The organism is Leisingera sp. ANG-S5, assembly GCF_000813925.1.
GTDB lineage: Bacteria > Pseudomonadota > Alphaproteobacteria > Rhodobacterales > Rhodobacteraceae > Leisingera.
Genome location: NZ_JWLH01000001.1, coordinates 242,879 through 254,409, shown reverse-complemented (window position 1 = coordinate 254,409; position 11,531 = coordinate 242,879). Strand labels below are relative to the sequence as shown.

The following is an 11,531-nucleotide window of genomic DNA, read 5'->3' as shown; positions in this document are numbered from 1 at the left end:
TTTCCGCCTTATCCCCGCCTTGCCCACAGGGGAATCGCCCTGCCCCCTTGCAAGCCCCTGCCCCATCAGGAAAGACTGGCGCCAGGAACCTGATGCAAACGGACCAGAGGCGGCACGCGGACCATGGCCTTACCGGCAAAACAGCAGCTGAAATACTGGGGCATTGCCGCCATCGTCTTTGCGGTGGTGATGTGGGCGCTTGGCAATGTGCTGATGCCCTTCATCCTCGGCGCCGCCATCGCCTATATGATTGACCCGGTTGCCGACCGGCTGGAGGCCTGGGGCATGAGCCGCACTGGCGCCACCGCCACGATCACGGTGGGCACGCTGCTGATCTTCCTGCTGCTGCTGGTGGTCGTGGTGCCGACGCTGATTGCGCAGATGATCGACCTGGCCCAGGTGCTGCCGCAGCTGGTGCGCGACGCACGCACCTTTGCGATTGAGCATTTCCCCTCGATCTTCGAGGAGAACAGCCGCATTCACCAAGCGGTGACCTCCTTTGCGCAGACGCTGCAATCACGCGCGGTGGAGGTACTGCAATCGGTGCTGGGCGGGGCGGCGTCCTTCCTCAACATCGTGATCCTGCTGGTGATCGTGCCGGTAGTGGCGGTCTATCTGCTCTTGGACTGGGACCGGATGGTCGCCCGCATTGATGAGCTGCTGCCGCGTGACCACCAGCCGGTGATCCGCCGCATCGCCGGCGAGATCGACGCGGTGCTGGCGTCCTTCATCCGCGGCATGGGCACCGTCTGCCTGATCCTTGGCACCTATTACGCGGTGGCGCTGATGCTGGTGGGGCTGAACTTTGGCCTTGCCGTCGGCTTCATCGCCGGGCTGGTCACCTTTATCCCCTATCTCGGCGCCCTCATTGGCGGCGCGCTGGCCATTGGCCTGGCGCTGTTCCAGTTCTGGGGCGACTGGGTGTCGATCGGGCTGGTTGCCGCGGTCTTTGCCATCGGCCAGGTGGCAGAGGGCAACTTCCTGACCCCCAAGCTGGTGGGCGGCTCTGTCGGCCTGCACCCGGTGTGGCTGCTGCTGGCATTGTCGGTGTTCGGGGCGCTGTTCGGCTTTGTCGGCATGCTGGTTGCCGTGCCCGTGGCCGCGGCGCTGGGGGTGATCGCCCGCTTCCTGACCGAACAGTACCTGGACAGCCGCCTGTATCAGGGCCAGAGCCATCCCACTGCTGTCAAGCGGGACGCGGGCGCGGAGTAAACCGATGGCACAGCAGCTGAGCTTTGATCTCCCGGCGAAACCGGCGCTGGGGCGGGAGGATTTCTTTGTCGCGCCTTCCAATGCGATGGCGGTGGCGCTCTTGGACCCGCAGTTCGCCTGGCCCAGCGGCAAGCTGGTGCTGACCGGCCCCAAGGGCGCGGGCAAGACCCATCTGGCGCATGTCTGGGCCAGCCAGACCGGCGCCCGCATCCTCCCCGCCGCAGGCCTGAGCGAACAGATGGTGCCGGAGCTGGCGCAAGGCCCGGTGGTGGTCGAGGACGTCCCGCAGATCGCGGATGATCCAGAGCAGCAGAACGCCCTGTTCCATCTGCATAATCTGGTGCTGGCGCAGGGCCTTTCGCTGGTGATGACCGGGCGCGGCGCGCCGAACCTCTGGGGGCTGACGCTGCCCGACCTGCAAAGCCGGGTGCAAGCCGCCACCCATGCCGAACTGCAGCCGCCCGACGACCAGCTGCTGGCAGTGGTGCTGGCCAAGCTGTTCAACGACCGCCAGATCACCCCGAAACCGGATGTGATTCCCTATCTGGTGGCGCATATGGACCGCTCCTTTGCCGCCGCGGCGCAGATCGTGCGGCGGCTGGACCAGCTGTCGCTGGCGGAAAAACGCAGCCTGACCCGCCCCCTGGCGGTGCGGGCGCTGTCTGAAGTGCGCGAAGAGGCCGCAGAAAATGACGCATCCGCAAGCGGTTGACCGCTGCCCGCCCATGCCCCATCCTGACCGCGGATCGCAAGACGGAGCCCTCATGAACCTGTCCCAGGACCCCGCCGCCGCTGCCACCGCCGCCGCAACTGATTGGGGCCCCTTCGGGCGTCCGATCTTTGATGACCCCAAGGCCCGGGCGCTGTCCCGGGTGGGAGTGGTCGATGTCGGCTCCAACTCGGTCCGCCTGGTGGTGTTTGACGGCGCCGCCCGCAGCCCGGCCTATTTCTACAACGAGAAGATCATGTGCGCGCTGGGGGCCGGCCTGTCCGAAAGCGGCCGGCTGAACCCCGAGGGCCGCGCCCGCGCCCTGTCAGCGCTGCGCCGGTTCCAGCATCTGGCCCAGGGCATGGGGCTGCCGCCGCTGTCAGCCATTGCCACAGCGGCGGTGCGCGAAGCGGAAGACGGGCCGGAGTTCTGCGACGAGGTGCTGCGCGAGACCGGGCTGAAAATCCACATCATTGACGGCCGCGAAGAGGCGCGTCTGTCGGCACAGGGCGTGCTTCTGGGCTGGCCCGGCGCCTATGGGCTGGTCTGCGACATCGGCGGGTCGTCAATGGAGCTGGCTGAGATCCAGGAGAACTCCGTCGGCCGCCGGGTGACGTCCTCGCTTGGACCCTTGAAACTGCGCGACGTCAAGGGCGGGCGCAGGGGCCGCAAGGAACACATCAAGGAAGTGATCGAACGGCTGAAGGGCGAAATGGGCCCGCAGCGCGACCGTCTGTTCCTGGTCGGCGGCAGCTGGCGGGCGATTGCCCGCATCGACATGCACCGGCGCGGCTACCCCTTGAAGGTGCTGCATGAATACCGGATGTCCGCCAAGGATGTGCGCGAAACCGCCCGCTTTATCGAGACCAGCGATCTGGACAAGCTGCGCGGCGCCTGCGGGGTTTCCTCCAGCCGGATGTCGCTGGTGCCCTATGCGATCGACGTGCTGACCCGGCTCGTGAAGACCTTCAAACCCAAGGATATTGCAGTCTCCAGTTATGGCATCCGCGAGGGCCTGCTGTACGAACAGATGCCGCAGCGGCTGCGCGCCCGCGACCCGCTGGTCGAGGCCTCCCGTTTTGCCGAGATGAAGGACGCGCGCGTCCCTGGCTTCGGCAAGACGCTTTATGATTTCGTAAGCCCGATCTTCAGCGGCGCGAGGCACAGCAAGCGGCGGCTGGTCAAGGCGGCCTGCCTGCTGCATGACGTCAGCTGGCGGGCGCATCCCGACTACCGCGCCGAGGTCTGTTTCGACAACGCCACCCGCGCCAACCTGGGCGGGCTCAAACATTCCGAAAGGGTGTTCCTGGGCCTGGCGCTCTTGCACCGCTACAGCAACAAGCGGCACGGCAGCTCTTTCGAGTATCTCTATGATCTGTTGGACGAAAAGGGCCAGCACGAGGCGGAGGTGCTGGGCAAGGCGATGCGGTTCGGCGCCATGCTGATGGTGACCGGCAACGGCGACATCGGGTCTTTGCGCTGGCAGCCGCGCAAGCGGGTGCTGCATGTGGATCTGCCGGACACCGCACGGCCGCTGTACGGCGAGGTGGCGGAGTCGCGGCTGAAGTCGCTGGCCAAGGCGCTGGATGCGGAGATTGACCTGCGCTTTGTCAAACCCGCACCGGAACCCGAGCCGGAACAGGCGCAAGAATAATCAGCGCGGGCGTCAGATTTCGGTGACGCCCTCGTCTTCACCCTTGTCTTCCTTGGCGGGCGCGTTGTCCTTGGGCTTTTTGCGGATGATGATGTCGCCGTTGGGCAGGATTTCCGGCAGCTCATAAGCGCTCCAGTCCTCCACTTCCTTGGCGATCTCCGCCAGTGCAGGCCCCATCTCTGCCAGGAAGGCACCCATCGAGGGGCCAATCTCCTCCATCATGCCCTGCAGGTCCTCAAGCGCCGGCGCCATTTCCTGGCGCAGCCCTTCCCAGAACAGCTCCGCTCCGCGCTCCATCAGCGAGGGGCCGGTCCCCTCCTCTTCCGCTTCCTGGGCGGAAAGCGGCGCGGACATCAGGGCAAGGAGGGCGGCAGGCAGGATGAGGTGTTTCATGGGGCTAATATAGGGGCCTGATGCGGGGTGTAACAGGGGAAGACTGCAGGATTGGCGGCAACTTAACTGTTGCCTGCCGGCCGGGGTGGCAACTACCCTGTTTGACGCAAACCTCTGCCGGGGATCGTCAGATCAGGAGGCAAGTAACGATGGGAGCTCCAAAAACCGAAGACAAGGCCGCGGACAAGAAAGACGATACCAAGAAGCTGACCGATGAGCTGGCCAAAACCGTGCGTGAACGGGCCGGCAAACTGGTTCCGAAACTGAACGCAGCCTTCACCAAAGCCCGGAAGGAAGCGGTCAAGCAGGCCAAGGCCGAGCTGGAAAAGAAGGCCAAGAAGGAGGCCAAAGGCGGCAAGCCGGACGCCAAGGAACTGGCCAATAAGAAAGCCGAGCTGGAAAAGCGCATTCCCAGCTTCAGCGCGGCGATCAGCGACAATGTCGAAAGCAGCGGGCTCAGAACCGCCAATGAACAGGCCTATTACGCGATCAAGGGCTGGTCCAGCACCTGCTCCTCCGCCCATATGCGGCGCGCTGCGATCCATGTTCCGGTCACTGCGACACGGGCCGGGAAGTCGAAAACCGTCCCGCACAAGAAGACCAACCTGCTCAAATTTTTCCCAGCGAAATATTCCCACGCCGATCATCTCGACGAGAAGAAGGAGGTCTGGGGGATCATGTCCTATTCGGACTTTGCCAAGGAATGGGCCGATGCGGTCAAAAGCGCCAAACTGGCAAACTGGGCCGGAACCAAGCCGAACCTGGCGCCGGATGATCCCTGGCATGTGGAATTGCCCCGCAAGGCAGTGAAGGGGGGCGTCGGCAAGGGCGACGTCGTCAAAAAAACCCGCCCCGGGCGCAGCGATACAGAGGTCAAGGCCTGCGTGGAGAATTACGCGAACTACGTCGCCCTGACAGAGGGCCTGGCCAAGGGCAAGAAGCTGAAGCGGAACTCTGAAATCGAGTCGAACTACAAATCCCTGTTCGACAAGAAGTTCAAGGCGGCCAAGGCCAAGGTCGATGAAGAACGCAAGAAGGCCAAGGAGCAGGCCGAAAAGGATGCCAAGGCCGAAGCCAAGGACAAGAAACCCGACAAGAAAGCCATTAAGGCCAAGACCGATGAAGCAACCAAGAAGCTGGACGCGGATCTGGAAAAACGGGCGAAGAAGCTGGTCAACAAGATCAACCCAGACCCAAGCCGCTTCAAGCTGGAGAAGTAAGGCCGGCGCGCATTTGGCACCGGCCTTCTGTGGAACGCAGTTGGGGCACTCCGCCGTTTTGCAGCGGATGAGGCCCCGCAGCGTTCAGATGCAGGGCTTCTGCGCTTAGCCGTACGCGGAGGTGTCCCACATCGCGGGCTGCATGAACTCAGGGATCGCCTTTGTCCTGCCGCTCAGCTTTGCGACTGTTCCGGCGGTCAGCTCCAGCGCCATCCAGGATTCCGGCATGGTCAGCAGATCCGGGTACGGTGTCTGCTTGTCCGTCGGGACAAAGCCGTAGCGGGGATAGAATGCGGGGACGCCCAGCACGAACACTGCGTCAAAGCCCGCGGACTTTAGGTGCGCGATGCTGGTTTCCATCAGCTCCTTGCCGACGCCATGGCCCTGAAACTCCGGCAATACGCCGCAGGGCGCGAGCAGGCAGCATTTTGCGTCCGGGTGGTCCTCAAAAACGAAGGGCGTGAACAGCACGTTGCCCGCGGTCTTGCCATCGCGGCTGACACTGATTGAGATGGTGTCCGGGTGATCAAGGAAGATTTCTGCAAGCTTTGCGATCTCCGGCCCTTCGTCCGGGCCGAAAGCACGGCGGTGAACGTTGATGATGTTTTCTTTTTCCATGTTGTCCATTTCTGGTCTCCTTTGGATGAATGGTGTGGCCGCCCCGCGCAAGGGACGGCCTGTTGAATGGTGGTCAGGCACCGGGCATCGCCATCTTCCGGCTCACCTGTCCGGAGGGTTCGTGCAGCCCCTCCCCGGCAAATTCGAAGCCGTAGCGTTCGTAGAACGGCCGCCCGATGGTGTTGTCTCGAAAGACCTCGACCTTCAGCGGCCCTTTCAAAGCCACCGCATGATCAACCAGCGCCCTGCCGTATCCCCGGCCGTGTCTGGACGGCTCCAGAAACAGGCCGCCGATTTCATTGCCAAGCAATGCAATGAAACCGATGACGGTGCCTGCTTCCTCCAGCACCCAGGTTTCCGCGTTTGGCAGATAGATGCTGCGCATGGCCTGCTGCACTTCTGCCACGAAGTCCGGGCTGAGGAACGGATGCGCGAGCGCGTTGGCCCTTTGCCAGACGGCAATCACCGCATCCGTGTCATCGGCATGATAGGGGCGGATAGAGAACGTGTTATCTGTCATCTTCCTCTGTCCTATCGCTGGTTCATTTGGGCGCGCACGGATTGGTTCCCTAAATGCGTGATGCGATAGGGGCTGCCGTTCTTCGATTTGATGAAGCGCTTGTCCTTGAGGCGCTTGAACACGTCCATCGTGCAAGCGGAGAGGACAAAGCCGTCGCGTGTAAAACACTGGACGGAGTGCACTTTGCCGTTGTCGCCGCGCGCGTATTTAATCTCGCCGCCCAGGGCGAGTTCATGCAAAACACGTTGCTCGTGCTTTGAGATGTTCATTGGGATGTCTCGATTTTATGAAAGCACAGAAACAGGATCACTCAGCGTCAGCGCGTGAGTGTGCCTATCTTTGCGGGTGTTCCTGTGAGTTTCGCCAGGAACGGGCGTTAGGCCCGGGGCTCTTTCATAAAATCTCCATCGCAAGAGGCATCATGCCCTCGTGCATGGGCCATTTAAGCAGCGGTCTGCAAACTGTCAAGGCCATGAACAGCAGGCATACTCTATGCCTGCCTCACCCCAGCTCGATATCCAGCGTCACCGGGAAATGGTCAGAGGCATCCAGCAGCGCCTGTCGCATCTCTGCGTCGGCGTAGCATTCGCCGTCCTCAAACGGGTGCCAGATGCGCCATTGGGGGCGCAGGCCCATCAGGCTTTGCGAGATCATCACATAGTCCAAGAGCGCCCGGGTGAAGCGTTTGGTTTCCGCATTATAGAACCGCGAGGTGCTGGGCGGGATGTCCGGGCGCGGCTGAAGCAGGCTTTGCGCGTGAGGGTCGTGCAGCAGATCGCCCATCACGATCTCCACCGAGGACTGGCCGAACAGCTGTTCGTACTGGTCGAGACCGGGGCCGTCGTTGAGATCGCCCAGCACCATCACATGCTCACCTGCGGCGGCGTGCTCCTCGACCCGGCGGTGCAGCCAGATCGCCTGCGCCAGCTGCTTGCGGCGGTTGGCGATGGCGGCGGCAGTGATAGCCTCCGGCGTTCTGGCCCCATGCGGCGCCTTGGATTTCAGATGCGCGCCGATCAGCCGCAGGGCAGTTCCGCCCTTGGTAGTCACCGCCAGTTCCAGCGGCGGTTTGGAGAACGCAACCTGGTCCAGCCGCTCATCCACGTCGAGGTCGATCTCGAACACCCCGTCAAACCGCGGTGCGGCGGGGCTGGAGCGCGCATCATGCACCGCGTCCAGCACATCCGGATCATAAAGCAGCGCAATTTCCTGATGGGTGTCATTCGGAAAGCCGCTGACCGCTTCGCGCGCCCTGAGGCCTGCCTCAGCGGCGAAGTTTTCCAGGGCGCGGGTGGTGCGCTGGCTGCGGCCGGTGTTGGGCGCCTCGACCACCATGATGGCATCGGCGTCGATGCGCTGCAGCACATGGGCGATGGCGCGGCCTTGGGTGTAGCGGTCGACGCCATGCACGCCCGAGGGCTTGGCGTCCAGCATCAGCTTGTCGTCCTTATCGAACAGATAGGCGAACCATTCGATGTTATACGTGGCCAGCCGCATTGCCGCCGCATCCGCTGATTTCATCCCAGGCGCGGTTGATGTCGATCATCCGCTTCTCCGCCAGCCGCACCGCCTCTTCCGGCACCCCGCGGGCGATCATTGCATCCGGGTGGGTGTCGCGCACCAGCTGGCGCCAGTGCTTGCGGATCTCCTCGCGGGTCATCTCAGGCGAGACGCCCAGCACGGTGTAGGGGTCCTTGGGCGCATCCGGCACGAAGCGCGCGCGCAGGGCCTGGAACTGCTGCGGAGTCTGGCCGAAGATGCGGCTCACCTCCTCCAGGAACTCGTTTTCGCCCGGGTGGTAGAAGCCATCCGCCATGGCGATGTGAAACAGCCCCTCCATCAAGTCACACAGCGTGGTGGGGTCGTTGCCGAACATCCGCTGGATGCGGCGGGCGTATTCCTGGTAACCGGCCACATCGGTGCGCGCCATGTTAAAGACGCGGGCGGCGCCGGCCTCGTCATCCCGTGCGATCTGGAACACCTCGCGGAAGGCGGTGACCTCATCGCGGGTGACTTGGCCGTCGGCCTTGGCCATCTTGGCGCCAAGCGCGATGACGGCAATGGCAAAGGCCACGGTGCGTTCAGGCGGCGCGCGCAGCTTGTCAAAGACGTCGGTGAGGCTTTCACCTGCGGCAAGCGCGGCCAGCGCGTCGGATATGCGGGTCCAGAGTGACATGGGGCGAGCCTATCCGGGATTGGCGGCACTGTCAGGGGCGGGAATACCCGGTGTCAGGATTTTCTGCATGAAAACAGTGTCGAGCCAGAGGTTGTTCTTGCAGCCAAGCTCCGGCATCCGGGCGGTTTCCACGTAGCCGAGGGCGGCGTGAAAGGCGATGGCTGCGGGGTTGGCACTGCTGACGCTGGCGATCAGGACGTGGATGCCCGCCTCCTTGGCCTTATTCTCCAATGCATGCATCAGGCGGCGGCCGGTGCCCTGCCCCTGCGCCGCGGGCAGCAGATGGATGGTGTGCTCAGCGGTGAAGCGGTAGCCGGGGCCCGGGCGGAACGGGAAGAAATGCGCGTGGCCGAGGATTTCCCCGTCCTGTTCCGCCACCAGATAGGCGCCGTTGCTCGCCGTGATCTGCTCCCTCACCTGTTCCGGGGTCTTTTCAATGGAGTTGAACGTCGCCAGCGTGTCGCGGATCACCCAGTTGGCGATGGCGCAGACGGCTTCGGCATCAGCCTCGGTTGCGGAGCGGATGATCATCGGAGCACCCGCGGCCCATGCGGCGTGTCAAATTCCGCCATCATTGCCGGCGCGCCCTGTTCGACCTTCAGGCGCGGGTCGTTGAGGATGGTGTCAAGCGCGGTCTGTAAATCAGAGGCCTCCGGGTGGCTGAGGATCAGGCGGGTCAGGCGGCAGTTCGATTGCGGCAGTTTCGCAGCGGGCGGGTCGGCCTGCCACTGCAGGACTGCGGGAAAGAAGTTATCATAAGGTAGCAGGCCGTCCGCGGGCACCGTCATCAGCCAGCGCAAGTCCCCGCGCTGCATTTGCACGTGGCGCTGCGCATGGGGCGGCAGCACGGGTTTCTCCGCTTCCAGATCTTCGCTGCGCAGGATCCAGTTATTGAGCCGCGCGGGGCCTGCGAAGCGGTCCAGGTTGAACCAGCGCGGCTGCTCCAGCGGCTGGGTATCCGGGTCGATGGCGATGGCCTCCAGATAGAGCCCGTCCTCCAGCCCGGTCAGCCGGTTATGGGTGCCATAGCGGGCATGAGAGCCGCCGGGGCCGAGGGCGATGCCGAGCGCCTCTTCGGTATGGGCAACGGCCTCTTCCAGCGTTGCGCCGGCCACTGCCAGGTGATCGAGTATCATGTCTGCCCTCCCCTTTTGCGCGTGAGACTAGCCGGGTTGCGGCGGGGTGCAAGGCGGGACCTGGGGGAATGCCGCGGTTTGGTATGCTATCCGGCCACTGCCAGTTCCTGCCCCAGCCATTGAAGATAGTCGCGGATCACAGCCTCATCCCGCTGGCAGTATGACCATTTCTGGTGTTTGCGAACGGTGATGAACCCCGCCTGCCGCAGAATATCCAAATGCCGGCTTGCCGTGGGCTGCGACACTTCCAAGGCCTCAGCAATCAGCGTCATGCAAACCCCGAACTCCACCGGGTCAGCGGACCATTGGCTGCCGAAGCGCTTGCCCGGCTCCGCAAGCAGGCGCAGAACCTCCATTCTGGTGCTGCTTGCCAGCGCCTTGATTTGTGTTGACCTGTCCATGCATCCATTCATTTCGTCATTTAGCTAATTTACAATGTGAGAATCGCCATGCTGCAGTTGAAACACACGAGCGAAATTGAGGGGAACACCATACGCTGGGGCAAAGAAGGCACCGGGCCGGCGCTTGTTGCCCTGCATGGCACCCCGTTTTCCTCGCAGGTCTGGCGCAGGATCGTGCCGCATCTGAAACACCGCTGGACGGTCTATTTCTTTGACATGGCCGGTTATGGGCAGTCTGAAATGCACGACGGGCAAGATGTATCGCTAGGCGTGCAAAACCGGATACTCGCGGCGCTGTTCAAGGAGTGGGGGCTGGAGCGGCCGCATGTGCTGGCCCATGATTTCGGCGGAGCAACTGCGCTGCGGGGGTATTTCCTGAACGGGCTGCGCTATGCCTCGCTGACGATTTTCGACGCGGTGGCGCTGCAGCCCTGGGGCTCTCCCCTTGTGCAGCATGTGAAGAAACACGAGGCTGCCTTTGCCGGGATGCCGGACTATATGCATCAGGCCCTTCTGCGCGCCTATCTGCAAACAGCGGCCCATCAGACGCTCAGCGAAGAGGCGCTGGACATCTATGCGTCGCCCTGGACGGGAGAGACCGGTCAGGCGGCCTTTTACCGGCAGATTGCGCAGATGGATCAGGCGTTTACTGACGAGATCGAGCCGCAGTACCGGTTGCTGGACTGCCCGGTCAAGGTGCTGTGGGGGGAAGAGGATCAATGGATCCCGATTGCCAAGGGGCATGAGCTGGCCGGTTTGATCGCCGACACGCCGTGCCAGCCGGTTCCTCGCGCCGGGCACCTGCTTCAAGAAGACTGCCCGGAGGCCATTGTGGCGGCGATGCTTGGGCAGGCTGGTACCGGCTAACGCCCTGCGGACTGTTCCGGCCCGCCCTTCACATCCAAACCGCCAGCGCCCAGATCCCGGCAATCACCGTCGGGTAAAACGTCCCGGCAAAGCCTAGCCCCCGCAAAGGCGGCGACAGGTGGTAGCCGCCCCAGAACAACAGCCGCATGACGGCGAAGGAAAGGCCGAGGGCGATGGCTACGGCGCCGCCCAGGGTGACGGCGGCAAAGGGCCAGATGGCAAGTGCCAGCACCAGCTGCTCGATGCTGTTGGTCAGCACGCGCTGGTCGATCTCGGCCGGGGAGCCGGGGGCGAAGGGCTCTCCGTCGATGATGGCGTCATCGAAGAACCGCCGCTGCGCCAGGCGGCCGATGATCAGCACCAGCACCAGCCCCGGCGCGAGGAAGGCGCCGGGCAATGCGATGGGGGCCGGGATATAGGGCAGGCCCAGCCATTGCGGCAGGCCAACAACTAGCAGGCCCCAGAGGGCGCCGATGGCCATGCCGATAAGGATCCGGGGGCGTTTGCTGCGCTGCATGGCGCCACTCAATCACCGCCGCTACGGTTTGCCAAGGCATGGCGTATCAGACCCGGCGGAAAGCTGCGGCAAGCGGCACCATGTTTCTAAAGCAACGGGCACTCCCGC

Annotated in this window: 15 protein-coding genes; 5 read left to right on the top strand and 10 right to left on the bottom strand. The window is 63.4% G+C overall.

The annotated features are described in order from the left end of the window. The first annotated feature begins 123 nt into the window (after nucleotides 1-123). The 3 genes from RA25_RS01265 to RA25_RS01255 are packed head-to-tail and all read left to right on the top strand — an operon-like array spanning nucleotide 124 to nucleotide 3,575. Nucleotides 124-1,212 carry an AI-2E family transporter gene (locus RA25_RS01265; RefSeq protein WP_019295667.1) on the top strand — a complete coding sequence of 363 codons (1,089 nt, stop codon included), beginning with the start codon at nucleotides 124-126 and terminating at the stop codon, nucleotides 1,210-1,212. Nucleotides 1,213-1,216: 4 nt separating this feature from the next. Then, nucleotides 1,217-1,924: an HdaA/DnaA family protein gene (locus tag RA25_RS01260; RefSeq protein ID WP_039169551.1), complete on the top strand. Its 708-nt coding sequence runs from the start codon at nucleotides 1,217-1,219 to the stop codon at nucleotides 1,922-1,924. A gap of 52 nt (nucleotides 1,925-1,976) precedes the next feature. Then, nucleotides 1,977-3,575 carry a Ppx/GppA family phosphatase gene (locus tag RA25_RS01255; RefSeq protein WP_019295669.1) on the top strand — a complete coding sequence of 533 codons (1,599 nt, stop codon included), beginning with the start codon at nucleotides 1,977-1,979 and terminating at the stop codon, nucleotides 3,573-3,575. Nucleotides 3,576-3,587: 12 nt separating this feature from the next. Here RA25_RS01255 and RA25_RS01250 read toward each other — a convergent pair whose 3' ends face one another. Further along, the gene (locus RA25_RS01250) at nucleotides 3,588-3,968 is read right to left on the bottom strand and encodes a hypothetical protein (protein ID WP_019295670.1); all 381 of its coding nucleotides are present in this window, start codon (nucleotides 3,966-3,968) and stop codon (nucleotides 3,588-3,590) included. A 149-nt stretch (nucleotides 3,969-4,117) separates the two neighbouring features. Between RA25_RS01250 and RA25_RS01245 the strand changes: the two genes are divergently transcribed. Continuing rightward, nucleotides 4,118-5,188, top strand: coding sequence for a hypothetical protein (locus RA25_RS01245; RefSeq protein ID WP_039169549.1), 1,071 nt, complete (start codon nucleotides 4,118-4,120; stop codon nucleotides 5,186-5,188). Between the two features lie 105 nt (nucleotides 5,189-5,293). Here the strand turns inward: RA25_RS01245 and RA25_RS01240 are convergent, their stop codons facing one another. The 8 genes from RA25_RS01240 to RA25_RS01205 form a co-directional block, all read right to left on the bottom strand. Beyond that, the gene (locus tag RA25_RS01240; protein ID WP_052254134.1) at nucleotides 5,294-5,815 is read right to left on the bottom strand and encodes a GNAT family N-acetyltransferase; all 522 of its coding nucleotides are present in this window, start codon (nucleotides 5,813-5,815) and stop codon (nucleotides 5,294-5,296) included. Nucleotides 5,816-5,879: 64 nt separating this feature from the next. Then, complete coding sequence (locus RA25_RS01235; RefSeq protein ID WP_039169548.1) at nucleotides 5,880-6,326, bottom strand: GNAT family N-acetyltransferase; 447 nt, start codon at nucleotides 6,324-6,326, stop codon at nucleotides 5,880-5,882. Nucleotides 6,327-6,337: 11 nt separating this feature from the next. Beyond that, complete coding sequence (locus RA25_RS01230; RefSeq protein ID WP_039169547.1) at nucleotides 6,338-6,595, bottom strand: YjhX family toxin; 258 nt, start codon at nucleotides 6,593-6,595, stop codon at nucleotides 6,338-6,340. A 232-nt stretch (nucleotides 6,596-6,827) separates the two neighbouring features. After that, nucleotides 6,828-7,823 carry an endonuclease/exonuclease/phosphatase family protein gene (locus RA25_RS01225; protein ID WP_039170273.1) on the bottom strand — a complete coding sequence of 332 codons (996 nt, stop codon included), beginning with the start codon at nucleotides 7,821-7,823 and terminating at the stop codon, nucleotides 6,828-6,830. Further along, the gene (locus RA25_RS01220) at nucleotides 7,804-8,502 is read right to left on the bottom strand and encodes a molecular chaperone DjiA (protein ID WP_039148923.1); all 699 of its coding nucleotides are present in this window, start codon (nucleotides 8,500-8,502) and stop codon (nucleotides 7,804-7,806) included. Before RA25_RS01220 ends, RA25_RS01225 begins: the two co-directional genes overlap by 20 nt. Nucleotides 8,503-8,511: 9 nt before the next feature. Next, nucleotides 8,512-9,033, bottom strand: coding sequence for a GNAT family N-acetyltransferase (locus RA25_RS01215; RefSeq protein ID WP_039169545.1), 522 nt, complete (start codon nucleotides 9,031-9,033; stop codon nucleotides 8,512-8,514). Beyond that, entirely contained in the window at nucleotides 9,030-9,638 is a 609-nt protein-coding gene (locus tag RA25_RS01210; protein ID WP_039169542.1) for a VOC family protein, read from the bottom strand. The genes RA25_RS01215 and RA25_RS01210 overlap by 4 nt, the downstream gene beginning before the upstream one ends. A gap of 86 nt (nucleotides 9,639-9,724) precedes the next feature. Further along, nucleotides 9,725-10,039, bottom strand: coding sequence for an ArsR/SmtB family transcription factor (locus tag RA25_RS01205; protein ID WP_039170270.1), 315 nt, complete (start codon nucleotides 10,037-10,039; stop codon nucleotides 9,725-9,727). A 48-nt stretch (nucleotides 10,040-10,087) separates the two neighbouring features. Between RA25_RS01205 and RA25_RS01200 the strand changes: the two genes are divergently transcribed. After that, nucleotides 10,088-10,906 carry an alpha/beta fold hydrolase gene (locus RA25_RS01200; RefSeq protein WP_039169541.1) on the top strand — a complete coding sequence of 273 codons (819 nt, stop codon included), beginning with the start codon at nucleotides 10,088-10,090 and terminating at the stop codon, nucleotides 10,904-10,906. A gap of 28 nt (nucleotides 10,907-10,934) precedes the next feature. Here RA25_RS01200 and RA25_RS01195 read toward each other — a convergent pair whose 3' ends face one another. After that, nucleotides 10,935-11,423: an MAPEG family protein gene (locus tag RA25_RS01195; protein WP_039169539.1), complete on the bottom strand. Its 489-nt coding sequence runs from the start codon at nucleotides 11,421-11,423 to the stop codon at nucleotides 10,935-10,937. Nucleotides 11,424-11,531 lie beyond the last annotated feature (108 nt).

Coding starts and splice junctions, on each gene's coding strand:
- RA25_RS01265 (WP_019295667.1), top strand. CDS start 124: ATGGCCTTACCGGCAAAACAGCAGCTGAAATACTGGGGCATTGCCGCC.
- RA25_RS01260 (WP_039169551.1), top strand. CDS start 1,217: ATGGCACAGCAGCTGAGCTTTGATCTCCCGGCGAAACCGGCGCTGGGG.
- RA25_RS01255 (WP_019295669.1), top strand. CDS start 1,977: ATGAACCTGTCCCAGGACCCCGCCGCCGCTGCCACCGCCGCCGCAACT.
- RA25_RS01250 (WP_019295670.1), bottom strand. CDS start 3,968: ATGAAACACCTCATCCTGCCTGCCGCCCTCCTTGCCCTGATGTCCGCG.
- RA25_RS01245 (WP_039169549.1), top strand. CDS start 4,118: ATGGGAGCTCCAAAAACCGAAGACAAGGCCGCGGACAAGAAAGACGAT.
- RA25_RS01240 (WP_052254134.1), bottom strand. CDS start 5,815: ATGGACAACATGGAAAAAGAAAACATCATCAACGTTCACCGCCGTGCT.
- RA25_RS01235 (WP_039169548.1), bottom strand. CDS start 6,326: ATGACAGATAACACGTTCTCTATCCGCCCCTATCATGCCGATGACACG.
- RA25_RS01230 (WP_039169547.1), bottom strand. CDS start 6,595: ATGAACATCTCAAAGCACGAGCAACGTGTTTTGCATGAACTCGCCCTG.
- RA25_RS01225 (WP_039170273.1), bottom strand. CDS start 7,823: ATGCGGCTGGCCACGTATAACATCGAATGGTTCGCCTATCTGTTCGAT.
- RA25_RS01220 (WP_039148923.1), bottom strand. CDS start 8,502: ATGTCACTCTGGACCCGCATATCCGACGCGCTGGCCGCGCTTGCCGCA.
- RA25_RS01215 (WP_039169545.1), bottom strand. CDS start 9,033: ATGATCATCCGCTCCGCAACCGAGGCTGATGCCGAAGCCGTCTGCGCC.
- RA25_RS01210 (WP_039169542.1), bottom strand. CDS start 9,638: ATGATACTCGATCACCTGGCAGTGGCCGGCGCAACGCTGGAAGAGGCC.
- RA25_RS01205 (WP_039170270.1), bottom strand. CDS start 10,039: ATGGACAGGTCAACACAAATCAAGGCGCTGGCAAGCAGCACCAGAATG.
- RA25_RS01200 (WP_039169541.1), top strand. CDS start 10,088: ATGCTGCAGTTGAAACACACGAGCGAAATTGAGGGGAACACCATACGC.
- RA25_RS01195 (WP_039169539.1), bottom strand. CDS start 11,423: ATGCAGCGCAGCAAACGCCCCCGGATCCTTATCGGCATGGCCATCGGC.